This is a genomic window from Ramlibacter sp., assembly GCF_029866045.1.
In the GTDB taxonomy this organism is placed as follows: domain Bacteria; phylum Pseudomonadota; class Gammaproteobacteria; order Burkholderiales; family Burkholderiaceae_C; genus Ramlibacter.
Genome location: NZ_JARXAB010000155.1, coordinates 1 through 22,793 on the forward strand (window position 1 = coordinate 1; position 22,793 = coordinate 22,793).

Annotated in this window: 19 protein-coding genes and 1 pseudogene; 17 read left to right on the top strand and 3 right to left on the bottom strand. The window is 61.9% G+C overall.

Annotation, left to right across the window (positions count from 1 at the left end; genetic code table 11):
- Positions 1-73: 73 nt before the first annotated feature.
- Positions 74-811, bottom strand: coding sequence for a pseudouridine synthase (locus tag QE494_RS15570; RefSeq protein WP_300044662.1), 738 nt, complete (start codon positions 809-811; stop codon positions 74-76).
- A 203-nt stretch (positions 812-1,014) separates the two neighbouring features.
- On the opposite strand from QE494_RS15570, the gene QE494_RS15575 reads away from it, so the two are divergent.
- The 17 genes from QE494_RS15575 (at position 1,015) to QE494_RS15655 (ending at position 21,739) form a co-directional block, all read left to right on the top strand.
- Positions 1,015-1,437, top strand: a complete 423-nt coding sequence (locus QE494_RS15575; RefSeq protein ID WP_300044665.1) for a MarR family EPS-associated transcriptional regulator — start codon at positions 1,015-1,017, stop codon at positions 1,435-1,437.
- A 96-nt stretch (positions 1,438-1,533) separates the two neighbouring features.
- Positions 1,534-2,667 (top strand): non-hydrolyzing UDP-N-acetylglucosamine 2-epimerase, encoded by a 1,134-nt coding sequence (gene wecB / locus QE494_RS15580; protein WP_300044668.1) that lies wholly within the window; start codon positions 1,534-1,536, stop codon positions 2,665-2,667.
- Positions 2,654-3,922 carry a UDP-N-acetyl-D-mannosamine dehydrogenase gene (gene wecC / locus QE494_RS15585; RefSeq protein WP_300044670.1) on the top strand — a complete coding sequence of 423 codons (1,269 nt, stop codon included), beginning with the start codon at positions 2,654-2,656 and terminating at the stop codon, positions 3,920-3,922. Before wecB (QE494_RS15580) ends, wecC begins: the two co-directional genes overlap by 14 nt.
- Complete coding sequence (locus QE494_RS15590; protein ID WP_300044672.1) at positions 3,919-6,096, top strand: bi-domain-containing oxidoreductase; 2,178 nt, start codon at positions 3,919-3,921, stop codon at positions 6,094-6,096. The genes wecC and QE494_RS15590 overlap by 4 nt, the downstream gene beginning before the upstream one ends.
- Positions 6,083-6,844: a class I SAM-dependent methyltransferase gene (locus QE494_RS15595; RefSeq protein ID WP_300044674.1), complete on the top strand. Its 762-nt coding sequence runs from the start codon at positions 6,083-6,085 to the stop codon at positions 6,842-6,844. The genes QE494_RS15590 and QE494_RS15595 overlap by 14 nt, the downstream gene beginning before the upstream one ends.
- Before the next feature lie 2 nt (positions 6,845-6,846).
- On the top strand, positions 6,847-8,751 hold the full coding sequence (gene asnB, locus QE494_RS15600) for an asparagine synthase (glutamine-hydrolyzing) (RefSeq protein ID WP_300044677.1): 1,905 nt from the start codon (positions 6,847-6,849) through the stop codon (positions 8,749-8,751).
- Positions 8,744-9,568: a bifunctional 2-polyprenyl-6-hydroxyphenol methylase/3-demethylubiquinol 3-O-methyltransferase UbiG gene (locus tag QE494_RS15605; protein WP_300044679.1), complete on the top strand. Its 825-nt coding sequence runs from the start codon at positions 8,744-8,746 to the stop codon at positions 9,566-9,568. The genes asnB and QE494_RS15605 overlap by 8 nt, the downstream gene beginning before the upstream one ends.
- Before the next feature lie 17 nt (positions 9,569-9,585).
- Complete coding sequence (locus QE494_RS15610; protein ID WP_300044681.1) at positions 9,586-10,767, top strand: lipopolysaccharide biosynthesis protein; 1,182 nt, start codon at positions 9,586-9,588, stop codon at positions 10,765-10,767.
- Positions 10,764-11,597, top strand: a complete 834-nt coding sequence (locus QE494_RS15615; RefSeq protein ID WP_300044684.1) for a bifunctional 2-polyprenyl-6-hydroxyphenol methylase/3-demethylubiquinol 3-O-methyltransferase UbiG — start codon at positions 10,764-10,766, stop codon at positions 11,595-11,597. The genes QE494_RS15610 and QE494_RS15615 overlap by 4 nt, the downstream gene beginning before the upstream one ends.
- Positions 11,598-11,935: 338 nt before the next feature.
- Positions 11,936-13,780 (top strand): heparinase II/III family protein, encoded by a 1,845-nt coding sequence (locus QE494_RS15620; RefSeq protein ID WP_300044686.1) that lies wholly within the window; start codon positions 11,936-11,938, stop codon positions 13,778-13,780.
- Positions 13,777-15,093: a glycosyltransferase gene (locus tag QE494_RS15625; protein WP_300044689.1), complete on the top strand. Its 1,317-nt coding sequence runs from the start codon at positions 13,777-13,779 to the stop codon at positions 15,091-15,093. The genes QE494_RS15620 and QE494_RS15625 overlap by 4 nt, the downstream gene beginning before the upstream one ends.
- A complete protein-coding gene (locus tag QE494_RS15630) occupies positions 15,090-16,349 on the top strand; it encodes an O-antigen ligase (protein WP_300044692.1) in 1,260 nt (419 codons plus the stop codon). Before QE494_RS15625 ends, QE494_RS15630 begins: the two co-directional genes overlap by 4 nt.
- The gene (locus QE494_RS15635; protein WP_300044694.1) at positions 16,346-17,401 is read left to right on the top strand and encodes a glycosyltransferase; all 1,056 of its coding nucleotides are present in this window, start codon (positions 16,346-16,348) and stop codon (positions 17,399-17,401) included. The genes QE494_RS15630 and QE494_RS15635 overlap by 4 nt, the downstream gene beginning before the upstream one ends.
- Positions 17,402-17,453: 52 nt before the next feature.
- Complete coding sequence (locus tag QE494_RS15640; protein WP_300044697.1) at positions 17,454-18,323, top strand: SDR family oxidoreductase; 870 nt, start codon at positions 17,454-17,456, stop codon at positions 18,321-18,323.
- 26 nt (positions 18,324-18,349) lie between these two features.
- Positions 18,350-19,366 (top strand): polysaccharide biosynthesis protein, encoded by a 1,017-nt coding sequence (locus QE494_RS15645; protein ID WP_300044700.1) that lies wholly within the window; start codon positions 18,350-18,352, stop codon positions 19,364-19,366.
- Complete coding sequence (wecB, locus tag QE494_RS15650; protein ID WP_300044702.1) at positions 19,353-20,486, top strand: non-hydrolyzing UDP-N-acetylglucosamine 2-epimerase; 1,134 nt, start codon at positions 19,353-19,355, stop codon at positions 20,484-20,486. The genes QE494_RS15645 and wecB (QE494_RS15650) overlap by 14 nt, the downstream gene beginning before the upstream one ends.
- The gene (locus QE494_RS15655) at positions 20,483-21,739 is read left to right on the top strand and encodes a glycosyltransferase family 4 protein (RefSeq protein WP_300044704.1); all 1,257 of its coding nucleotides are present in this window, start codon (positions 20,483-20,485) and stop codon (positions 21,737-21,739) included. The genes wecB (QE494_RS15650) and QE494_RS15655 overlap by 4 nt, the downstream gene beginning before the upstream one ends.
- Here the strand turns inward: QE494_RS15655 and QE494_RS15660 are convergent.
- Both QE494_RS15660 and QE494_RS15665 read right to left on the bottom strand, forming a co-directional pair.
- Positions 21,690-22,514, bottom strand: coding sequence for an ABC transporter permease (locus tag QE494_RS15660; RefSeq protein ID WP_300044706.1), 825 nt, complete (start codon positions 22,512-22,514; stop codon positions 21,690-21,692). The two genes, QE494_RS15655 and QE494_RS15660, sit on opposite strands and share 50 nt — an antisense overlap.
- Before the next feature lie 2 nt (positions 22,515-22,516).
- Positions 22,517-22,793, bottom strand: a pseudogene (locus QE494_RS15665) (ABC transporter ATP-binding protein); the annotation flags it as partial.

Here is a 22,793-nt window from a genome sequence, read left to right on the forward strand (position 1 = left end):
ACGAGCTTGCGCAGAAATGAGTTCACGCGGGACCTTCGACAACGACGGGACGAGTGTAGCCCCCACGGCCTCGCTAGCCTTGCGACTGCCGCAGCCGGTCAAGGTCTTCGGGCTCGAGCCAGCGCCATTGCCCAGGCGCCAAATCGGCCGGCAGCGCCAAGCCCCCAATGCGCGAGCGGTGCAGCCCCTCGACCCGGTTGCCCACGGCGGCCAGCATGCGCTTGACCTGGTGGTACTTGCCCTCGGTGAGGGTCAGGCGCAAGGCGCACTCCGCCGTCGCCTCGCAGGCGGCAGCGCGCACGGGCTTGGGGTCGTCTTCCAGCACCACGCCCTCGACCAGACGCGCCACCTGGCGCGGGTCCACCGGGTGCTTGGTGGTCACCTCATAGACCTTGGGCACATGGTGCTTAGGCGAAGTGAGGCGGTGCAAGAAGGCACCGTCGTCGGAAAGCAGCAGAAGGCCGGTGGTGTCCTGGTCCAGCCTTCCCACCGGTTGGACCCCTGGCTGCCCGCCCTTGACCGGGCGCTGGCGCAGCGGGGCGGGCAACAGGGTGTAGATGCTGGGCCAGGCGGAGGGCTTTTTGGAGCACTCGGTACCAGCCGGTTTGTGCAGCATCAGATAGGCCTTGGCATGGGCCACCCAGGGCTGACCTTGCACGGTGAAGGCAAGCCCCTCCGGGACGAACTCGGCGGAGGCGTCGGTGCAGGCTTGGCCGTAGACGGTGAGCCAGCCTTGCTGGATCAAGCCGGCGCAGACGCGGCGGGTGCCGAAGCCTTGTAGGTAAAGAATCTCTGAAATGGTGAGTTGCATCGAAGCATTGATCCTGGGAGGCGACTCCAGTCGACCCACCGCATTGTGCCGGCCCTAGGAAGGGCCTCATCGGGCGCCAGATCAGCGGAAATTTGCTGGGACTGTGCTGCCCGTCACGCCATTCGATGCAAAATGTTCAAGTTCTTACAAAAGTCCTGGGTTCCAGTGCTTTAGGGAGCAGGCCTCCGGTCACGACAAGGGGCGTGCAACTCAACCGCCCAGAGACAGAGGGAATTGACAAGTTCATGGCAAGTCGTCAAGCAAAACTACAAGAGGACACCTATTTCAGGGTGATGCACCTACTCCAGAAGAACCCAGACTTCACGCAGCGGGAATTGGCCGAACGCTTGGGCATCAGCGTGGGAGCCCTCAACTATTGCCTGAAGGCACTAATGGGCAAAGGCCTCGTCAAGATGAAGAACTTCGCAAACTCCAAGAACAAGTTTGGCTACGTCTACGTTCTGACGCCCAGTGGCATCGCAGAGAAGGCTGCCATCACCCACCGATTCCTGCAGCGTAAATTGCACGAATACGAGGCCCTCTGGCAGGAGATTGAATCACTGAAAACGGAAGCGGACGGCCCCACCCAGCTCCGAATCCAGAAGGTTGCTCAGGGCGGCCACTGACGGGTTACTGGCTCAATTGCCCAGCGAAGGCGTACGAAGAAAAATCCCACCCGGCAGAAATTCCAATTGAATCGAAGTAAACCACCAGGCAAGCGCGTGCTCGCAGTCTTCGGCACCCGTCCCGAAGCCATCAAGATGGCGCCCGTCGTCAAACGGCTCAAGCGTTCAGCGCTCGTGGATGTGAGCGTCTGCGTGACTGCGCAGCACCGGGGAATGCTCGATCAAGTCCTCAACCTGTTCGATATTCGGCCTGATTTCGATCTGGACCTGATGAAGCCAAATCAGAGCTTGTCCGGGCTGACTTCCTCTGTTTTGTCCGGCGTCACGGACATCATCCGCGAAGCACGGCCAGATTTGCTCTTGGTCCACGGAGACACCACCACGATGTTCGGTGCCGCATTGGCGGGGTTTTACGAAAAGATCCCGGTCGGCCATGTCGAAGCCGGCTTGCGCTCGGGCAATATTCACTCCCCCTGGCCGGAGGAGATGAATCGCCGTACAGCAGCCCAGCTTGCATCACTGCACTTCGCGCCCACTGCCACCGCCCGGACCAACCTCCAATCCGAGGGGGTGCCGCGGCATGCTGTCTGGGTCACAGGCAATACGGTGATCGATGCGCTTCTCGAAGTTTCCAGTCGAGCGGACGTGGCGGCTCTTGGCGAGTCAGGGCTTTTCGAACGTATGCCGTGGCTTGCCGATGAATCCCGGCGCGTCATCCTGGTCACAGGCCATCGGCGGGAAAATTTCGGCCCGGGCATGGAAGGTATTTGCAACGCCCTTCGGCGTTTGGCGGCCGAAAACGACGTACAGATCATTTACCCCGTCCACCCCAACCCCAACGTTCTGGCGCCGACCCAAAACTTGCTGGGCACGATCCCCAACATCCATCTCATTGCCCCTTTGGATTACCTGCCCTTCGTGGCTCTGATGAAGCGAGCCACCTTTCTCCTGACCGACTCGGGTGGCATCCAGGAAGAGGCGCCGGCCCTCGGCAAACCGGTCCTGGTTCTGCGCGACACGACCGAGCGGCCCGAGGCCGTTGCAGCGGGGACTGTGCGCATGGTGGGGACACTGGAAGAAACCATCGTTAACGAAGCACAGCGACTGCTCGATGACCCCGCGTGGTACGCCACGATGGCGGCCGCACACAATCCTTATGGCGACGGCCAGGCGGCGGAACGAATTGCCCAAGTGATCGAAGGACAACAGAGCATCCATGAATTCGGCTAAATCACGAATCTCCGTTGTTGGCCTTGGCTACATCGGGCTACCTACTGCCGCGGTCCTGGCGAGCGCCGGACACGAGGTCATCGGCGTCGAAATCAGCGCCTCGATCGTCGATACCGTCAACCGCGGCGAGGTCCACATCGTCGAGCCAGACCTTGATGGTCTGGTCCGAGGCGCCGTGCTGTCAGGCCGCCTGCGTGCCACACTGGAGCCCGAACCGGCGGACACCTTCGTCATCGCGGTTCCCACACCCTTCAAGGACGACCACGTCCCTGACTTGGGCTACGTCGAGCAAGCGGCACGACGAATCGCACCCAGCCTGAGGCCTGGCAATCTGATCATCCTCGAATCAACATCACCCGTCGGCACCACCGAGATGCTTGCCGGGTGGCTGGCGCAGGAGCGCCCGGACCTGCGGATCCCGAAGCCTGGCGAAGCGGATGCCGACATCTTTTTGGCCTACTGCCCAGAGCGGGTCCTTCCGGGTCGCATCGTGTCCGAATTGGTCAGCAATGACCGAATCGTCGGTGGCCTCACCCCCGCCTGCTCCACACGAGCACGCCGCGTCTACGAAACCTTCGTGCGCGGCCAGTGTATCGAGACCGATGCCCGCACCGCGGAGATGACAAAGCTCACCGAAAACGCCTTCCGCGACGTGAACATCGCGTTCGCAAACGAGTTATCTCTCATCTGCGACCGGCTTGGAATCGACGTATGGGAGCTGATCGCGCTGGCCAACCGCCACCCCAGGGTCAATATCCTGAGCCCGGGCCCAGGGGTCGGTGGCCATTGCATTGCGGTCGATCCCTGGTTCATCGTCGATGCTGCGCCCGAGGCAGCGCGGCTCATACGCACTGCACGCGAGGTGAACGATAGCAAGCCAGAATGGGTGATCGCCAAGATCGAAGAGGCCGTGGCTGCCATCCGTCAACGCCGGTCCGGCGAAGTCGTCTTGGCCTGTCTGGGGCTGGCGTTCAAGGCGAACATCGACGACCTGCGCGAGAGCCCCTCGCTCGAGATCACCCGCCACCTGGTCGAACGGGGCCTGGCCGACCGCACCCTGGTGGTGGAGCCCTACCTGGAGCAGATGCCACCGGCTTTGGCAGGGCTGACCGGGACCGAGTTCGCCACCCTCGAGGCCGCCTTGGAGGGCGCCGACGTGATCGTTCTGCTGGTGGACCACCTGCAGTTCAAGGACGTCCCCCGCCATCGACTGGAAGGCAAAGCAGTCATCGACACAAGGGGCCTGTGGCGATGAAGCAGGTTCTTGTCAGCGGTGGGCAGGTCCACCTCGAGGAAGTTCCCGCCCCACAGGTCGAGCCCGGGACAGTGCTGATCCGAATGGATCACTCCTGCATCTCGATCGGGACCGAAATGTCGGGCGTCAAGTCGACCGGGCTGCCTCTTTGGAAGCGCGCGCTTCGGCAACCCCAGCATGTCAAGAAGGTCTTGGATCTGGCCCTTTCGGAGGGCCTCGCGGCGACGCGCCGACTGGTGAAAGACCGCCTGTCGGTCGAACTCCCCACCGGATACTCCGGAGCCGGCGTGGTCATCGCGATTGGCGCGGGTGTCGACGATGTCTCCGTGGGGGACCGGGTGGCCTGCGCGGGGGCCCAGTGCGCGTTTCACGCAGAGATCGTGCGCGTCCCGCGGAACCTGGTGGTTCACATGCCCGCCAATGTCGGCTTCCCCGAGGCCTCATCAGTGGCGCTCGGCGCGATTGCAATGCAAGGGGTTCGCCGGGCCCAGCCCACCCTCGGAGAGACCTTCGTCGTGATCGGCCTGGGCGTCCTTGGTCAAATCACTGCCCAACTCCTGCGCGCCAACGGCTGCCGCGTCATCGGCGTTGACCTTGACCGGGCTCGGCTGGCGTTGGCCTCCAGCCGGGGCATGAACTGGGGCCTGCACCCAGACGACGCCAATGACATCTTGCAGGTGGCCCGAATCACCGGCGGAGTTGGCGCAGACGGCGTCATCATCACGGCAGCGAGCCCCTCCGACGCCCTCGTCTCGACGGCCTTTCGCATGTGCCGCAAGAAGGCCCGGGTCGTGCTGGTGGGGGATGTGGGCCTCGATCTCCAGCGCGCTGACTTTTACGAAAAAGAACTCGACTTCCTGATCTCGACTTCCTACGGACCTGGCCGCTATGACGCGGGATACGAGGAGAAGGGACTCGACTACCCGCTCCCTTATGTGCGGTGGACTGAAGGCAGGAACATGCAGGAGTACCTCCGCCTCATCTCCGAAGGCACTCTAGACATCCGCTCTCTGGTAACCGCGGTCTACCCGATCGAGCGAGTCGATGCCGCCTACCGGTCGCTCCAGGCCGCCGGGGAAAAGCCTCTGATGGCGCTGCTGGCCTACCCGCAGACCGAAGCCAACGATGGACAACACCGGGTTTTGCTCGACGAGCGTCCGCTCAAGGCGTGGAAGGGACAGATTCGCGTCGCCGTGATCGGCGCTGGCGGCTTTGCCAAGGGCATGCACCTCCCCAATCTGGTCCAGTTGGAATCGCACTTCCAGTTGCGAGCTGTGGCAAGCCGCACTGGACACAACGCAACCTCCACCGCAAAGCGGTTCGGCTCTGCCTATGCCACCACCGATTACCGCGAGACGCTTGCAGACCCCGACATCGACGCCGTCATCATCGCGACACGGCACGACACCCACGCGAAACTTGCACTTGAAGCCCTGGAGGCTGGCAAGCATGTGCTCCTGGAGAAACCGCTCGCGCTGGAGGAGTCTGAACTCGGAGCTATTGAGGCCTTCTACGCGAGGGACGAGGCAAGCAAGCCCCTCTTGCTGACCGGCTTCAACCGGCGCTTTTCCCCCTACGCACGCGCCATCGAGGCACGGGTGGCCGGACGCAGCAATCCGATGATCCTCAACTACCGGATGAACGCGGGGCATATTCCCCTGGACCATTGGGTCCATGGACCGGAGGGCGGAGGGCGCAACCTCGGTGAGGCATGCCACATATACGACCTGTTTACCTTTCTCACGGGTGCGCGCGTCGTTCGGGTTGAGGCCCGGGCGATCCGGCCCGCCACCGGCTTCTACGCCGCCTCGGACAACTTCGCGGCCACCCTGTCGTTTGACGACGGCTCCGTCGCGACACTGATCTATACCGCGCTCGGGAGCACCGAGTACCCCAAAGAGCGACTGGAGATCTTTGTCGATGGGACTGTGATCTCGCTGGACGATTACCGAAGCCTGGAGGTGGCGGGGGCCAAGCACAAGCGGCTGGAAAGCCGGGCCGCGGACAAGGGGCAGAAGGACGAATTGATTGAATTTGCGCAGGCAATCAAGAGGGGGAATGCTTGGCCCATTCCTCTTTGGCAGCAGCTCCAATCAGCCCGAATCGCACTTTCGGTGCAAGAGTTGATTTCCAGCAGGCCCTCAAACCAAGGAAAAGAATATGACTCTGAATGACCAAGTACAGAACTTCTGGGAACAAGGCGTCTGCGGCAGCAGCACAACGATCGTTGGTGAACTCAAGCCACTGTCCAAAGAATGGTTCGAAAGAATCGAGGAGCACCGCTACTCAGTAGAACCATTCATCCACGGAGTGGCCCAATTCCCGAGACATCATGGTAAGAAACTGTTGGAGGTCGGCGTTGGCGCAGGAACCGACCATCTGCAGTGGGCTCGCTCCGGAGCTATTTGTCATGGGGTCGATCTCACCGCAGAGGCGATCGCGACAACAGAGGCGAGATTTGACCTTTACGGCTTCCAGTCGAATTTGACCAAGCTCGATGCAGAAACCCTGCCCTTCGAGTCCGACACATTTGATATCGTCTACTCTTGGGGTGTGATCCATCACTCGGAAAAGCCTCAACTTATCATCGACGAGGTCCTCCGAGTTCTGAAGCCTGGGGGCACATTCATAGGAATGCTGTACGGGAGGCGTTCACCCGCCGTTTTCAAGGTTTGGGTGAGGCACGCACTGTTCAAAGGCAAGCCCTGGCTGAGTTTTGCGGATGTTGTCTGGCACAACATCGAGAGCATTGGGACCAAGGCCTACACCAAGAAAGAACTGGCTGCAATGTTCGCAAGCTACCGCCAAGTCGAACTCGTGCCCTTGATGACAACCTATGACACGACTCGCTGGCCCCGCTGGCTAAGCAAGTTCTTCCCGGATGATTGGGGTTGGTTTATCGGAATACGAGCCACCAAATAATCATGTGCGGAATCACTGGCGTACTTGCCCTCCCGGGCAGCGCATTCGAGGTCACGACGGACTTTGTCGTCAAGATGCGCGACACGATGACACACCGCGGCCCGGACGGCAGCGGGGCCTGGGTGTCGCCCGACGGGCGGATCGGGCTGGGCCATCGCCGATTGTCGATCATCGACCTGGCAGATACCGCCGGTCAGCCCATGGACAACGAGGACGGCAGCCTGCAGGTCGTCTTTAACGGGGAGATCTATAACCACGCAGAAATCCGCAAGGAGCTCGAAGCCTTGGGCGGCCACCGCTGGAAAACGGATCACTCCGATACCGAAGTCATCTTGCACGCGTTCGAGCAATGGGGCATAGCCTGCATCCAACGCTTCAGAGGAATGTTCGCGATCGCCCTATGGGACGAGCGGACCAGCCAACTCTGGCTTGTGCGTGACCGCATGGGCGTCAAGCCGCTTTACTACAGCATTCACCACGGGAGGCTCACATTTGCCTCTGAGATCAAAGCGCTCTTGGCCGACCCCGAGCAGCGGCGTGCGGTCAACGAGGCGGTGCTTCCGCACTACCTGTCCTTCCTCACAACGCCGGCCCCCGACACACTGTTCGAAGGGGTCAAAAAGCTGCCTTGTGCAACTTGGATGCGGATCGATCCGGATGGATCGATGCATGAGACGCGCTACTGGGACCCCCTGGATCACCCGCGCAATCTGGACCAGGCGACGGAGGATCAGGTCGCGCAGGCCATCCTCGAGGAGCTGAAAGTTGCCGTCCGGCTACGCAAGGTCAGCGACGTTCCTGTGGGGGTATTCCTTTCGGGGGGCATCGATTCCAGTACGAACGCAGCGCTCTTTTCTGATGGCGCTGGCGAAGCGGTGCGCACCTTCTCGATTGGCTACGCCGGGGAGCACGCCAGCTACCAAAACGAGCTCCACTACGCGCGCCGTGTTGCGGACGAAGTTGGCGCACAGCACTACGAAAAGCTCCTGACGGTAGAAGACCTGCTCGCCTTCCTGCCAGAGATGATCCGCCTGCAGGACGAGCCGATCGCCGACCCGGTGTGCTTCCCCGTCTACTTCGTCTCCAAGCTCGCCCGCGACAACGGAGTCACGGTCTGCCAGGTCGGAGAGGGTGCGGACGAGTTGTTCTGGGGCTACCCCGGGTGGCGAACCGCGCTGCGACTGCAGCACTACAACGATTGGCCGGTTCCGAGGGTCTTCAAGCGCTGGGGCTTGGCAGCCATGCGGCTACTGGGCAAGGACGGCAGTTTCTCCTACGAGTGGCTTCGCAGAGGCAGCGAAGACTTGCCCGTTTTCTGGGGGGGGGCAGAGGCCTTCACCGAAACGCACAAGCGGCGGCTGCTGGGGCCGCGACTGCGCGCCGCCTCGTCCGGGACGACCTCCTGGGAGGTTCTGAAGCCGATCTGGGAGCGTTTTTGCAGCAAGTCCAGCCCGAGGCCTTCTTGGCTTGGCTGGATGACGTACCTGGACCTCAATCTGCGTCTGCCCGAGTTGCTGCTGATGCGCGTCGACAAGATGAGTATGGGTGTCGGGCTGGAGGGACGGGTGCCCTTCCTCGACCATAAGCTGGTCGAACTGGCCATGAGCATCCCCGAGGCAACCAAGACGCGGAACGGGACACTCAAGTACATCCTCAAGCGCGCGGTCCGCGGACTGATCCCCGACGAAATCGTCGACCGGCCCAAGCAAGGTTTCGGCGTCCCGATTCACGACTGGTTCCTCGACCGGCTCGGCAGCGAGATTCGCCGCGAGCTAGAGGAGTTCTGCGCCCAGACCGACTTCTTCGACCGTACGGAAGTGTTCCGTCTGATCGAGGAGAAGAAGGCTGCGCAGGTTTGGTACCTCTTCAACTTCGCACTTTGGTGGAAGGCCTACATCCGTGCTTGAAGACAGTTATGGCATCGCCAAACGGATCGAATTCGTTGCGGGCATCCTTGGCAGCTCGAGACCCGCCCGCGTCCTAGACATCGGTTGCGGCACGGGATCTAACCTCACAGTGCCACTCGCCCGGCGCTTCCCAGAAACAAATTTCCTGGGCGTCGACAGCGACCGGACGAGCATCGATTACGCGAACCAAGAATATTCCGCCAACAACCTCAGCTTTCGAGTTCGAGAGGATGTCGAAGACCTAGGTCAGTTCGACCTGATCATCGCATCGGAAGTGATCGAGCATGTGGAAGCACCGGACGATTTTCTGGTCTTCTTGCGCAGCCATCTCGCCCCGGGCGGAAGGCTTGTCGTCACCCTCCCAAACGGATGGGGCCCTTTCGAACTCACATCTCTGTTCGAGACACTGCTTCACCTCTCAGGTCTTTATGCCATCCTGCGTGCACTCAAGCGCCGTCTACGCGGGAATCCCTTGGTGAACGTGACCGTTGATACGCTGGCGATCAGCCCTCATATCAATTTCTTTTCGCATGGGGAAATCAACAACCTCTTTGCGCGCCAAGGCTTCCGGGTAGCAGGGTACCGCCCGCGGACACTCCTGTGCGGGTTTGGCTTCGACCAGCTGATGGCATCGCAACGCGTAATCCTCTGGAATTCGCGCTGGGTTGATCGCTTGCCCCCGCCCCTGGCCAGCGCCTGGATGTTCCTGCTGAGCCCTGAGGACAATCCAACTGCGCAATTGCCCCCCCCTTTTCGGCGGGGTCTTTATGCGCGCCTCAGGCGCTATCTCAACGAAAAGCGCTGGCACCTGCGATGAGAGGGTTTGCGCGGGTCTTGTCATTCGACGTGATCTCCAAGGCCATCCTGGCTGGCTTGGGGATCGCGCTGATCCGGTTCGTCCCAGCGAACGAGTATGCCGCCTACACGTTGGCGCTAGCTATGTGCGCATTCGTCACAGGCAGTATCTCTGGCAGCCTGAACAGGCTCTACCTCATCACCAGCGAGAAAGAAAACCCGAGTGAGACCAGTGCCGCCCTGGGCGTGCAACTGCTGCTCATTTCGCTGGTGGCCATCCTGGGGCTCCCTCTGACCGTGACCCTGGGGGTGAACTACGCGCTGGTAGCCGCGCTTGTCGTGGGCACCTGCGCCACCGAATTCGCCAAGACCTGCCACCAGCGCGACCTCGCCTTCACCCGCTACTCACTCATCGAGCTGACCCGGTCGGCCCTGTTTGCCGCCGCCGTAGGTCTCCTCATCTGGCATCACGGCTCGGACCTCAACGCATCCTCGGTGTTGGCTGTTCAGGTGCTTTCGCTTGCCCTCGTCGCTTCGATTGCGCTCAAGGGCGTTCTCAGTGCCACCTCGATCCGGTTTGCCGCATCGAAGGCCTATGCGCAACGCTTCGTCCGTTTCAAGTATCTTGATTTCTTTGCCTACTTCTTCCTCATCGGGCTGTTCTCACAAGCCGACATATTCATGTTGAAGGCACTTGGCGACGACCAGATGCTGGCCACCTACGGGTCGGCATTCCGCTACTACGGCGTCCTATCATTGGCACTCACTTCGGCGCATGCAGTCCTCTTGCCGGCATTGCGTCATGCGGAGGACGCACAGGCATTGGCCGGACTTCTGGCCAGCCACCGCCGGCTAGTGATTGGCTTTGGCATCCTGTGTGGTGCGGCAGCTTGGGCCGGTTTTTGGGTGATTCCCTGGGTAGATACGGGACGCTATCCGGAGGCTCCGACGACGTTTGCCGTGCTAAGCGCCTCGGCGTTCATCTCATTCGCCTTTAGCCCTTATGTGAATTTGCTGATGCGCCGACAAGCTTTCCGCTTCCTCCTTTGGCTGGTAGCCATCGCCCTTCCATTGAACCTAGTGATCTCCGCGGCACTCATACCGCAGGTGGGAGCCCTCGGTGCGGCTATCTCGCTCCTGACTTCATCGGCATTCATTACGGGCTTGATCTTCAGAAAATCCCGTGGCCTCACCGGAACCCTCGAACCCACGCATCCATGACTGACATCAATAGCAAAGAAGACGAGAAACGCTTCCTGAATATCTATCGGGAATGCCTCGAAGAGGTGGCGTCCCTCCTACCCGCCGACATGGCGGGCGTCGCCAAGCACAATCCCGGGTGGACGTCGGAGCGTTTTGACGTCAAGGACTACCTCAAGCGCTCCGAAACGCGGTACATCAGGGCGCTGCGCGCGATCCGTGCGGCCGGCGCGAAGTCTGTCCTAGACGTCGGTGGTTTCCTGGCCGCCTTTCCCCTCGCGCTGAGCCGCATTGGCTACACGGTCGCGATTGCCGAGAAATTTGGCTACTACGACCACGCCCTGGACGGTATTGCCCATCACTTGAGCAAGAACGGTGTGCAGGTGATCGATGCCGACTTCACCGAGGAGAAACTCGGGCTGGAGGGGCCGCCTCCCCTCTTTGACGCAGTGACCTGCATGGCAGTCGCTGAGCATCTCGCCCACACACCCAGATTCCTGCTCGCGAATATCGCGTCGGCATTGCGCCCGGGTGGAGCGCTGGTCTTCGAGGTACCGAATCTGGCTTTCTGGCCCAGGCGTGCCAGTTTCTTCCTCAAAGGGACTACCGTGCACAGCCCCATAGCGGACGTGTTCCATTCCGCGATTCCATTCACGGGCCACCACAGGGAATACACGCTATCGGACATGCGCTACGTTCTGGCGAAATCAGGCTTCGAGATCGTTTCGGAAGAGACGTTCAACTACTCCATCGATACGTCGAGTCTGCTCCAAGTCCTCAAGAATTTCCCCGCATTTATTGTCAAGGACTGTGCGGAACTGATCCTGGCGTCGGGCCGTAAGAGGGGCTGATGCCATCTATCTGGCAAGCTTGGAATGTCCGATCGGTCCGTAGCGCCGCCGGCTCGGCGATACGTCGATTCAAGTCCTTGCCTGAACGCCTGCTGCATCAGATCCGGCCAACTTTTGGCGGATGGAAAGTCTTGAGGCTGATGAGTTTCCGGGCCAGAGATCGATCGGCTGGACGCTCGCTCCTTCACTCTGTCCCCTCCACAGAGCGAGGCTTCCTGGAGTTGGTCAGTGATCAGGCGGGACAAGCGCTGGCACATCGGTTTGACCTCCTCGGGTCTGGCACGACACGGCTCACCCATGACCTTGCCTGTGCCGGGTTCGAGGGGCAGCCTTTCCACATGTCACCCGAAATTAGTGCAGACAGTTCGGGGCGGTGGCTCGAAGGCCGTATCAATCGCGCCAACCTGCCCGAGGCCAAACGTCTGTGGTGTATGGTGGATCCGGACTACCAGCCCATCGACTGGCAGCTCGACTTCAAGTCTGGCTACCGGTGGCGAGAGGACTGCTGGCACCACGATATTCGCATCGGCGACAAGCCGGGCGCTGATGTCAAAGTGCCCTGGGAGCTTGCCCGCATGCAGCACTTGCCTGCGCTTGCGATGGCGTATCACCTTGCGCGCGAGGGACAGTCTGGCTTCTTGGCGCCCGAGGTTTACGCGCGCGAACTTCGCAACCAAATACTGGACTTCACGGCGACGAACCCCCCGGGCTTCGGTGTGAACTGGGCCTGCGCCATGGATGTCGGAATCCGCGCGGCCAACCTGCTCCTGGCCTTTGACATCGCCTCGGCGGCTGGCATCGACTTTGGTACTGAATTCGAGTCCGCCCTCGCCCGCAGCATCTGGGCGCACGGCGATCACATCGTTCGCAACCTGGAGTGGCATCCCCAGTTCAGGGGCAACCATTACCTGGCCAACATCGTCGGGCTACTGTTCATCGCCGCCCACCTCGAAAGCGGAACAGACACCGACGCGTGGCTGGCGTTTTCGGTGCAGGAGCTGATCACCGAGATTGGATACCAGTTCCACGAAGATGGGAGCAACTTCGAGGCCTCTGTCTGCTACCACCGCCTCTCCGCTGAGATGGTGATGTGGGCAGTGGCCCTGATCGCGGGGCTTTCACCGCAGAAACGCTCTGTTCTGGCTCGCGCACAGCCAGGCGGCAAGTTGGCCCGACTTCGGCCCGAGCCCCTGCCGATGTATCCATCGCCAGTGAGCGGCGAACCCTGCCCGCTGCCCCCATGGTGCTGGGAACGGCTGGCGCGCATGGCCGATTTCACGGAGGCCCTGTCGCGGCCTGACGGACTCGCAGTCCAGTTCGGTGACAACGACAGCGGCCGCTTCATTACCCTGGGCAGCGGCGAGCAGTTGCGCGCAGGCAATCTGGCAGACTCTGAACGCTGGAGCTTGGACCATGCCTCGCTGGTGGCCGGGCTACGCGCCCTCACGGGCGTACGGGGACGCAAGCCGGGCCTGATGGACTCCTGCACCCGACTGCTCCTCGATCTGGCCGGTGGCGGCGCTGCCATCGAGGTTTCCAACCCAATCGCGTCCGTTGGGTCACTGCAGGGCTGGGAGCGGGCCAGCCGATCGCACCTGGCCACGCCCCCGCACAGCCGTCGCAGCGAAGTATTCGCGGCGTCTCCCGGCCTGCTCGAGGGGCTCGAGTTGGCCGCTTTCCGCGGCATGGGTTGCTACGTATTTCGTAGCCAACGGCTCTTCTTGGCGATACGCTGCGGCGAACGGGGCCTGCGAGGGCTGGGCGCCCACGCGCATTGCGACCAGCTTGCCATCGAGTTGGTCATCGACGGACACACCCTGGTGCGGGACCCCGGCACCTTTGTCTACACACCCAGCCCCACGTTGCGCAACGCCTACCGGTCTGTGATGGCGCACCACGCTCCCCATATTGACGGGCGGGAGCCAGGCGATCTGTCACGCCACCTGTTCGACCTCAGCACCCTCGGCGAAGGGGAATGCCTCTACTTCGGCCCCCGGGGCTTCGCCGGGATGCACAGCGGCTATGGCACCCCAGTGCACCGGATGATCGTGCTCGAGGCCGACCGAATCCTGGTTCACGACTTTGTGGAGGGCAGTTTGGCGCTGGCGGATTCGGCTCCCCTGCCATTGCCCTTCTCACCTGGCTACGGCCGGCGCACAAGCGAAGGCGCCAAACGCTCGTGAAAATCCTCGTCATCACCTACTGCTTCCCGCCTGACCTCAACCCGCGAGCCTTCCGCTGGGGGGCCGTCGCAGAGACGCTCAGGCGCCAGGGCCATGCGGTCGATGTCGTCTGCGCTTCGGGCGGTGCGGGCGCTGAGACGCAGGACGGGGGGGTGGTCCATCGGGTGCCTGACTGGCTCTCGGCGGTCAAACCACAGGGGCCGCAGGGGACACAAGCCACCGCTACGCAGCCCCCCCGCGGGGCCAAAGCCGCCCTGAAACAACGGTTGAGGGAGTCCTTGCGCCAGCTATGGCGCCTGCTGCGCTGGCCGGACTATGCGATGGGCTGGGTCATCCCCGCAGTCCGTGCGGCGCGGCGGCTACTGCGAACCGGGCGCTACGACTGGGTAATTACGGTGTCCCACCCGTTCACCGGGCATTGGGTGGGCATGCTCGCACTCAAGGGACCGGCAGGGCCCCGGTGGCTGGTCGACATCGGCGACCCCTTCCACCTCATGCCAGACCCCGCCCCGAACAATCAGACGCTCTACGGGCGCCTGAACAGGTGGGTGGAGGCACGGCTGCTTGCGCGGGCCGATGCAGTCAGTGTGACAACCGACACCACCCGCGCACTCTACGAAGCTCATTTTCCTGCGGCGGTTAGCAAGATCCGGGTGATCCCGCCACTGCTCTCGCTGCCCCGCCCGCCTGAACCAGTCGCCCCGCGCTCCGACGGAATCATCCGGCTCGTGTTCGCCGGTACGCTGTACCGGAACCTGCGAAGCCCGAAGTTCCTGATCGCTTGCCTCGAGGGGCTGATCGCCGCGGCGCCAGCCCTGCCGCTCGAGCTGCATTTCTATGGCGCCGTCAACGACTGCGGGCCTGACCTGGGAGCCTGCTCAGTGCAGGCCAAAGCCCGTATCCACATCCACGGCTTGGTTGCCCGGGAAGTCGCTGCACGGGCCATGGCCGAGGCCGATGTTCTGGTCAATATCGGAAACAAATCCGAATCCCAACTGGCTAGCAAAGTGGTGGAGTACATGACCAGCGGAAGGCCAATCCTCAATTTGACGAGCATTGACCTCGATACCTCTGGCGAGGCGCTTGGCGACTACCCGACGCTCACGATCCGGGAGTCGTCTGCTGGGCCCGAACCGCAGGTGGTGGACCAGTTGCTAGAGTTCGTTAGAAATCCCCCCATCGTTGCGCCCGAGTACGCAGAGCGGGTGCGGGAATCGTTTTCTGCTGGTCGGATCGCGGGCATGTATGAATCTGTCATTCAAGACTTTCGCGAGGTGTCGCGGAGACATGACAGCGATGGGACCGTCCGATGAGAGTCGGGTACTTTCTCGCCGGCTATGTCATGTGCCATCTGGACGCATTTGTCCTGGGCGGTGTGCCCTTGCCTTGGGTCGGCCTGTGTGTCGCCATGCTCGCCTGCGCAACCGGACGGCTGATGCCCTTCCATGGCCTGACCCTGGCATTTCTGGTGATGACGACGCTGCTGACCCTGGCAACCCTGGTTGGCGAACCCGGGATGGTGCCCGGAAGCTATGTGGCCCTGCGTCTGGTTAACTTGGCTGGATTTTTCATGGTGGTGAATTTCGTGACCCTGCAGGCGCGGTCCGAATTCGGAGCGGCGCAGATTGAGGCCGCCATCGTACGAATAGGGGTTGTCTGCGCTGTCTTGGCCCTGGGGGTCTTCCTGTTGCACCGTTTCGAACTGGGAGACCTGCCGAGAAACAGGCTAGGTACAGCGGGCCTTGAGCAGCCAATTGCCTTCACATTCGAAATCGGCGACCTCAGCCAGCGCGCCCTCGGCAGCTTCCGCGAACCCTCATTCCTCGCCATGGCGCTTGTCTTACCACTGGCGATCGCAGTGAAAAAACGCCAATGGATCAGTTCCGCGGCGATCGCCACCGCCATCTATTTCACCTACTCGATGGGCGTGCTGATCGGTTTGATGCTCAGCCTCGCGGTCACCGCGTGCTTTTGCCTACGGCCGAGCCACTACCCGCGGTACGTCGCCGCCGCCGGACTGGCGGTGATCACGCTGGCGATACTCGCGAGCGGCCCTTCCGACAACCCATTTCTCATGCGCCTCCAGCATATGGCGTCGCTGGACCTCATCGACACCTCCAGGGGATACGTGTACGCCAATCTGGGACTTCTCCAGGAGTCCTTCTTCCTCGGAGGAGGACTCGGCCACTTCGAGTTCGCGCTGGCCCGTGAGCTCAATCTGGATTTGCCCGTGAGCACGCTGAACCTGTTTCTCGCGATACTGGCCGCAGGGGGTGTCGCGAGCCTCGCGCTGCTGCTGCCCTGGTTCATCAGGCCCAACCTGCTGGTCTCGGGGTACAGAAGAGATCTCTCCGTCCGGGAGTCACTCCTGTTGCTGCTCCCCTTGAACGCGTTCGCAGTTCTTTACCTCACGACGTTCGAAGAACTGCACATCTGGCATGCGACCGCGCTGGGCCTGTGCCTGGGCCGGATCTGCCAGATCCGCTGGGGGCACAACCCGCAGCGGCAGGTGTCGCCCAACTGGGCGGGGCTGATCGGCAAACCCGACCAAGGGAGACCCACGGGATGACACAGCGATTCATTCTTCATGCCCCCAATGTCCACACCGGCGGTGGCTTGGTCCTGCTGAAGTCCTTGCTGCAAGCCTGGCAGGAACAGGGGCCACTGATGGCCTACCTCGACGCCCGTGTCCAGGAGACCCTGCAACCGCCACCCAATGGCGAGGTCTATTGGGTCCAGCCGACGATCACCGGCCGGCTTCAGGCCGAGCGGCACCTGCGCCGGGCGAGTCGAGCGGGCGACAAGCTGCTATGTTTTCATGGGCTGCCGCCGCTTCTCCCGGTTCAGGGCCATGTGGCGGTGTTCCTCCAGAACCGCAACCTCCTGGGCCTCAGCCCGCTGCGTGACTTTGGCTTGCGGACGGGACTGCGCCTTGGGCTCGAACGTCTGGTCTGTCGGCTGTTCCAGCCGAGGGTCCATGAGTACCTGGTGCAGACCCCCTCGATGGCGGAGCTTGTTCGCCATTGGTTGCGGCGCAAAGCGGGGCGCGTCGACACGCCAGTCCGCGTGCTGCCCTTTGCCGACCTGCCCGAGCCGCTGGCTGGGACTGACCCGGAACGAATTGACCCGCCGGAGTGGGACTTCATCTACCCAGCCGATGGCGAGTCGCACAAGAACCATCTGCGCCTGCTGGAAGCCTGGCGGGTGTTGGGCGTGCGGGGGCTACGGCCTAGCCTGGCACTCACCCTCGGCCCTCGGGACCAAGCGCTGGTCAGGCTGGTGGAGACCTACCGGACCGAGCATGGCGTGCGTGTCCATGACCTCGGCCAGCGACCGCACGCGGAGGTGCTCGGCCTTTACCGGCGCTCGGGTGCCTTGGTGTTCCCCTCTCTGGGAGAGTCCTTCGGGCTGCCCCTCGTCGAGGCGAAACGCTGCGGCCTGCCGATCGTCGCATCGGAGCTGGACTTTGTCCGGGACGTGTGTGAGCCCGCCCAAACCTTCGATCCGAAATCCCCGCAGTCCATCGCCCGAGCCGTGGAACGATTCCTGGGCATGGCCACGCCGGGCACCCAGCTGCACACTCCCGCCGAGTTCCTTGCCGCCCTCCGGGGCGGGGCGTGATCGCGAACCACATCAGAATCGAGCCCCAAGGCCCGACAATCCAAGCCAGACCATGATCAGCGAAAAGAAACATATTTTGATCCTCGGGGCCTCCGGCATGCTCGGAAGTACCCTCCTGCGATTCTTCGGCCGCAGCGACGACTTTGTGACTGTCGGGTCCGTGCGCGATACCAGGGCCCTGTCCTTGCTCCCGACGGATCTGCACGCCCAGGTCCGCGTTGGCTTTGACCTTGAAAATGAGCACCGGCTGGCCCAGCTTTTGGCGAGCACGCGGCCTCATGTCGTCATCAATTGCGTGGGGATCGTGAAGCAGCTCGCTGCCGCCGATGAAGTGATGGCCTGCCTCCCGGTCAATACACTTTTGCCGCACCGGCTGTCATCGCTTTGTGCGCTGGCCGGTGCCCGCCTCATCCACCTGAGCACCGACTGCGTGTTTTCCGGTACCAAGGGCCTCTACACCGAAGCCGACACGGCAGACGCAACCGACCTCTATGGCCGCAGCAAGCATATGGGGGAGGTGGACGCCCCCCACGCTCTGACCCTGCGGACATCCATGATCGGCCATGAGCTGGCAGGTGCCCGTAGCCTGGTCGACTGGTTTCTGTCTCAGTCGGGTTCTGTCAAGGGATACCGGCAGGCGATTTTCTCGGGGCTGCCCACCATCGAAATCGCCAGAGTCATCCGGGACCATGTGATGCCATTCCCGCAGTTGTCTGGGCTTTACCACCTGTCGGCCGACCCCATTAACAAATTCGACCTCCTAAAGCTGGTAGCCGCTCGCTACCAAAAGCAGATCGAGATTCATCCTGACGACGCGTTCGTGATCGATCGATCGCTTGACTCGACCCGGTTCCGCAGGGCCACGCAATTCCAGCCCCGGCCTTGGCCTGAGATGATCCAGGCGATGCACGAATTCGGCTAGGCAGCCCACCCATATCGGATGCACATATGTTCGACAACAAGGTTCTCCTGATCACCGGAGGCACCGGCTCCTTTGGCAATGCGGCGCTGACGCGCTTTCTTCATACCGGTTTTGCCGAAATACGGATCTTCAGCCGCGACGAGAAGAAGCAGGAGGACATGCGCCTGGCCATCAACAACGACCGGGTGAAGTTCTACATTGGCGATGTGCGCAACTACGACAGCGTCCACGATGCTTGCCGGGGAGCGGACTATGTCTTCCACGCCGCCGCGCTGAAGCAGGTACCGTCCTGCGAGTTCTATCCGATGGAGGCAGTCCGGACCAATGTGTTGGGAGCCGAGAACGTCATGCGCGCGGCGATCGCCAATGAGGTGAAGCGCTGCGTGGTTTTGAGTACCGACAAAGCCGTCTACCCGGTCAACGCCATGGGGATTTCTAAGGCCATGATGGAAAAGATCATGGTTGCCAACTCGAGGCTCTGCGATCCTCGTAAGACAATCCTGTGCGCCACCCGCTACGGCAATGTGATGGCCTCGCGCGGGTCGGTAATTCCACTCTTCTTGTCACAACTGCAATCCGGCAAGGCTCTGACCGTCACCGACCCGAACATGACGCGGTTTCTCATGTCCCTCGATGAGTCAGTCAACCTCGTCCTGCACGCCTTTGAGAATGCCGAGCCCGGCGATATCTTCGTCCAGAAAGCGCCGGCATCGACTGTCGGCGATCTGGCCCAGGCGATGACAGAACTATTGGGCAAGAACGGCGAGCTGAAGGTGATTGGCACCCGGCACGGAGAGAAGCTTTATGAGTCTCTGGTGTCCCGCGAAGAGATGGCGAGGGCCCAGGACGAGGGAGACTACTACCGGATTCCAGCCGACTCACGCGACCTGAACTACGACAAGTACTTCGTCGAGGGAGAAATCCAGATTTCCCTGGCTGAAGACTACACCTCCCACAACACCCGCAGGCTCGACATCGAGGGTGTCAAGAAGACCCTGCAGCAACTGGACATCATCCGGGAGGCGATCAATGGCCAAGCTTAAAGTCATGACTGTGGTGGGGACTCGCCCCGAACTGATTCGGCTGTCCCGCGTCATCGACAAGCTGGACCGGCATTGCGAGCATGTTCTGGTGCACACGGGCCAGAACTACGACTTCGAGTTGAACGAAATCTTCTTCCGGGACCTGAGCATTCGCCAACCCAACACCTACCTTGGGATCGCCGGAGCCACCGCCGCGGAGACGATCGGTAATGTGATCATCGCCGCCGACCAGGAGCTCGAGAAGCACGCCCCTGAAGCCGTGCTCTTGCTGGGAGATACCAACAGTTGCTTGGCTGCCATCGCCGCCAAGCGCCGGAAGATTCCCATCTTCCACATGGAGGCAGGCAACCGCTGTTTCGACTTCCGGGTACCGGAGGAAATCAACCGGCGCATCGTCGACCACACGGCAGACATCCATCTGACCTACAGCGCCATCGCCCGCGACTACCTGCTCAGGGAAGGCATTGCCCCCGACCAGATCATCAAGACCGGCAGCCCGATGCGCGAGGTTCTGGCGCATTACGCACCTCGCATCGAGGCCTCCGACGTATTGGGCAGGCTGAGCCTGGTACCGCAGGGTTACTTCGTGGTCAGCGCACACCGCGAGGAGAACGTCGACGCACCCGACAGGCTCAGGCAGCTTTTCGGAATTGTGAACACCCTGGCCGAGCGGTTCGAGCTTCCTGTCATCGTCTCGACGCACCCGCGCACGCGCTCCCGCATCGAGGCGCTCGGACTGACCGCCCACGCACTGGTGCAGTTCCACAAGCCCTTCGGGTTCTCCGACTACATCAAGCTTCAGACGAACTCCCGCTGCGTTTTGTCGGACAGCGGAACGATCACTGAGGAGTCCTCCATCCTCAACTTCCCCGCACTGAACCTGCGGGAGGTCCACGAACGTCCCGAAGGGGTCGAGGAGGCTGCGGTGATGATGGTCGGCCTGAGGGTCGAGCGCATTCTCGATGCGCTCGACATCCTCGCGTCCCAGCCGCGAGGCACTGAGAGGCTGCTGCGCCTGGTCGACGACTATGCGCCAGACAACGTCTCGGACAAGGTCGTCCGGATCATTCTGAGTTACACCGATTTCGTCAACCGCACTGTCTGGAAACGGCAGGGATGAACCGACGGTTGCGGATTGCTCTTGTCGCCGACACCTACCCGCCGCAGCGGACGTCTGGCGCAGTCCAGTTGCGGGACTTGTCCCGCGAGTTCATCCGGCAAGGGCACCACCTGACCGTCCTCCTGCCGGCCGCCGACCTGGAGCAACCTTGGCAGCTTGATGTGGTTGATGGTGTGGAGGTACTCCGGCTCCAGGCGCCGCGCACCAAGGACCTGGGCTACGTGAGACGGACGATCGGTGAGGGGCTAATGCCCTTGGCCATGCGCCGCAACTTCATGCGCAGCCCGCTGGCCGCCACGCGATGGGACGCCGTCGTCTGGTACTCGCCGTCCATTTTCCATGGGCTTTTCGTGAATGCGATCAAGCGGGCCAGTGGATGCAAGGGCTACCTGATCCTCCGGGATCTGTTTCCGGAATGGGCCGTGGACATGGGGCTGATGGGACGCGGGCTCCCCTACCGCTTCTTCGCCGCAGTGGCGCGTTACCAATATGCGGTGGCCGACGTTATCGGCGTCCAGGCAGCTGGCAATCTGGATTATTTCCGACAGTGGCAGCGCAAGCCCGGCAGACAGTTGGAGGTCTTGGAAAATTGGCTGGCTCAGGCGGGACAAGCCAAGAGCCCGATCAGGCTGGAGGAGACACCACTGGCCGGCCGCAAGGTCCTTGCCTACGCAGGGAACATGGGCGTCGCGCAGGGCCTCGACATCATCATCGAAGTGGCCGATCGCCTCAAAGCACGCGAAGACGTCGGTTTTCTGTTCGTTGGGCGTGGCAGCGACGCTTCCCGCCTGCGCAAGCTGAGCCAGGAACGTCAACTACCAAACGTCGCGTTCTTCGACGAGATCGATCCGGACCAGATCCCGGACCTGTATGCCCACTGCGCTGCAGGGATTGTGGCACTGGATCCGCGCCACCGATCCCACAACATACCGGGGAAGTTCCTCACTTACCTGCAAAGCGGACTCCCAGTTCTTGCCTGCGTCAATGGCGGCAATGACCTGGCGCAAATCATTCGAGACGAGCGGGTGGGACAGGTCACCGAGGGCCACCAGATTGAAGCACTGGAGCGCTGCGCGCGGGAGCTTCTAGACCAGGTTGCAGAAGACCCTGACCTGCCGGCGCGATGCCGCAGGCTGTTCGACCAGCGATTCGCGGCTGCCACCGCAGTGAGGCAGATCGTCGCCGCAGTCGCGGGCGATTCGTCTACCGCCAGCGCAGCAACCACGCCTCCAAGCGCCCCAAGCCCTCATTGAAGATCGCCCCGACGATCGCCAGAATGATCAGCCCCGAGAACACCGAGGTGGTGTCAAAAAGACCGGTCGCCTGACTGATGATGAAGCCGATGCCCCGATTGGACGACATGAACTCGCCAATCACAGTGCCCACCAGCGCGTAGGGCACGGAGACTTTGAGTCCGGTGATCACCCAGGAGGTGGCGCTGGGCATGATGACCGAGCGCAGCACATGCCACTGCGAGCCGCCCATGATGCGGATCGCGTGGATGTACAGCGGGTTCACGTCACGCACGCCGGCGTAGGTGTTGAGAAACACCACGAAGAAGACGATCGAGGCCGAGACCGCGATCTTCGACTCAATGCCGATGCCAAACCAGATGATGAAGAGCGGCGCGAGCGCAATCTTCGGAATCGAGTAGAGCGCGGTGATGTAGGGGTCCAGCACCTCGGCCAGCGCCTTGAAGCGGCCAAACAGCAAGCCCAATGAGAAGCCAACCACCGACCCGATCGCAAAACCCCACAGCGTGGCGTAGAGGGTGATGGACAGGTGGTTCCAGAGCGTGCCGTCCAAAATCCACTTGCCCAGACGCGCGAAGACGCCGCTGGGGGACGAGATGAACAGCTTGTCGATGAAGCGGCCCGACGAATACTCCCAGAGGGCAAAGAAGGCGATACCCACCAGGATTCGCATCAAAATGATCAGCCGGGCACGCCTGCCCTGGGCCGCTTCGTATTGGGCAATCGCAATGCTCCGCCCACCGCTCATCACCGCGGCCTCATCTCCACTGCGCATGCTCACAGGTCTTCCCCTTTTGCGATTTCCGGGGCCAGGATGGACCACAGCCGCTCATATGACGCCTGAAAGCGGGCGTCGAAGCGCACCTTGAACGGGTCGCGCGGGTAGGGAATGTCAATCGGCTCAATGGCCTTGATCAAGCCCGGTCGGCCCGAGAACACCACCACGCGCTGTGCCAGCGTCACCGCCTCGGACAGGTCGTGGGTGACGAAGACCACCGTCTTGCCCGTCTGCTGCCAGATCTCGAGCAGGCGCTGCTGCATCACCAGTTTGAGC

Bases quoted from the DNA above. Each gene is read 5' to 3' on its own strand.
- QE494_RS15570 (WP_300044662.1), bottom strand. From the start codon at position 811: ATGCAACTCACCATTTCAGAGATTCTTTACCTACAAGGCTTCGGCACC.
- wecC (WP_300044670.1), top strand. From the start codon at position 2,654: ATGAATTCGGCTAAATCACGAATCTCCGTTGTTGGCCTTGGCTACATC.
- QE494_RS15590 (WP_300044672.1), top strand. From the start codon at position 3,919: ATGAAGCAGGTTCTTGTCAGCGGTGGGCAGGTCCACCTCGAGGAAGTT.
- QE494_RS15595 (WP_300044674.1), top strand. From the start codon at position 6,083: ATGACTCTGAATGACCAAGTACAGAACTTCTGGGAACAAGGCGTCTGC.
- asnB (WP_300044677.1), top strand. From the start codon at position 6,847: ATGTGCGGAATCACTGGCGTACTTGCCCTCCCGGGCAGCGCATTCGAG.
- QE494_RS15615 (WP_300044684.1), top strand. From the start codon at position 10,764: ATGACTGACATCAATAGCAAAGAAGACGAGAAACGCTTCCTGAATATC.
- QE494_RS15620 (WP_300044686.1), top strand. From the start codon at position 11,936: ATGTCACCCGAAATTAGTGCAGACAGTTCGGGGCGGTGGCTCGAAGGC.
- QE494_RS15630 (WP_300044692.1), top strand. From the start codon at position 15,090: ATGAGAGTCGGGTACTTTCTCGCCGGCTATGTCATGTGCCATCTGGAC.
- QE494_RS15635 (WP_300044694.1), top strand. From the start codon at position 16,346: ATGACACAGCGATTCATTCTTCATGCCCCCAATGTCCACACCGGCGGT.
- QE494_RS15640 (WP_300044697.1), top strand. From the start codon at position 17,454: ATGATCAGCGAAAAGAAACATATTTTGATCCTCGGGGCCTCCGGCATG.
- QE494_RS15645 (WP_300044700.1), top strand. From the start codon at position 18,350: ATGTTCGACAACAAGGTTCTCCTGATCACCGGAGGCACCGGCTCCTTT.
- wecB (WP_300044702.1), top strand. From the start codon at position 19,353: ATGGCCAAGCTTAAAGTCATGACTGTGGTGGGGACTCGCCCCGAACTG.
- QE494_RS15655 (WP_300044704.1), top strand. From the start codon at position 20,483: ATGAACCGACGGTTGCGGATTGCTCTTGTCGCCGACACCTACCCGCCG.
- QE494_RS15660 (WP_300044706.1), bottom strand. From the start codon at position 22,514: ATGCGCAGTGGAGATGAGGCCGCGGTGATGAGCGGTGGGCGGAGCATT.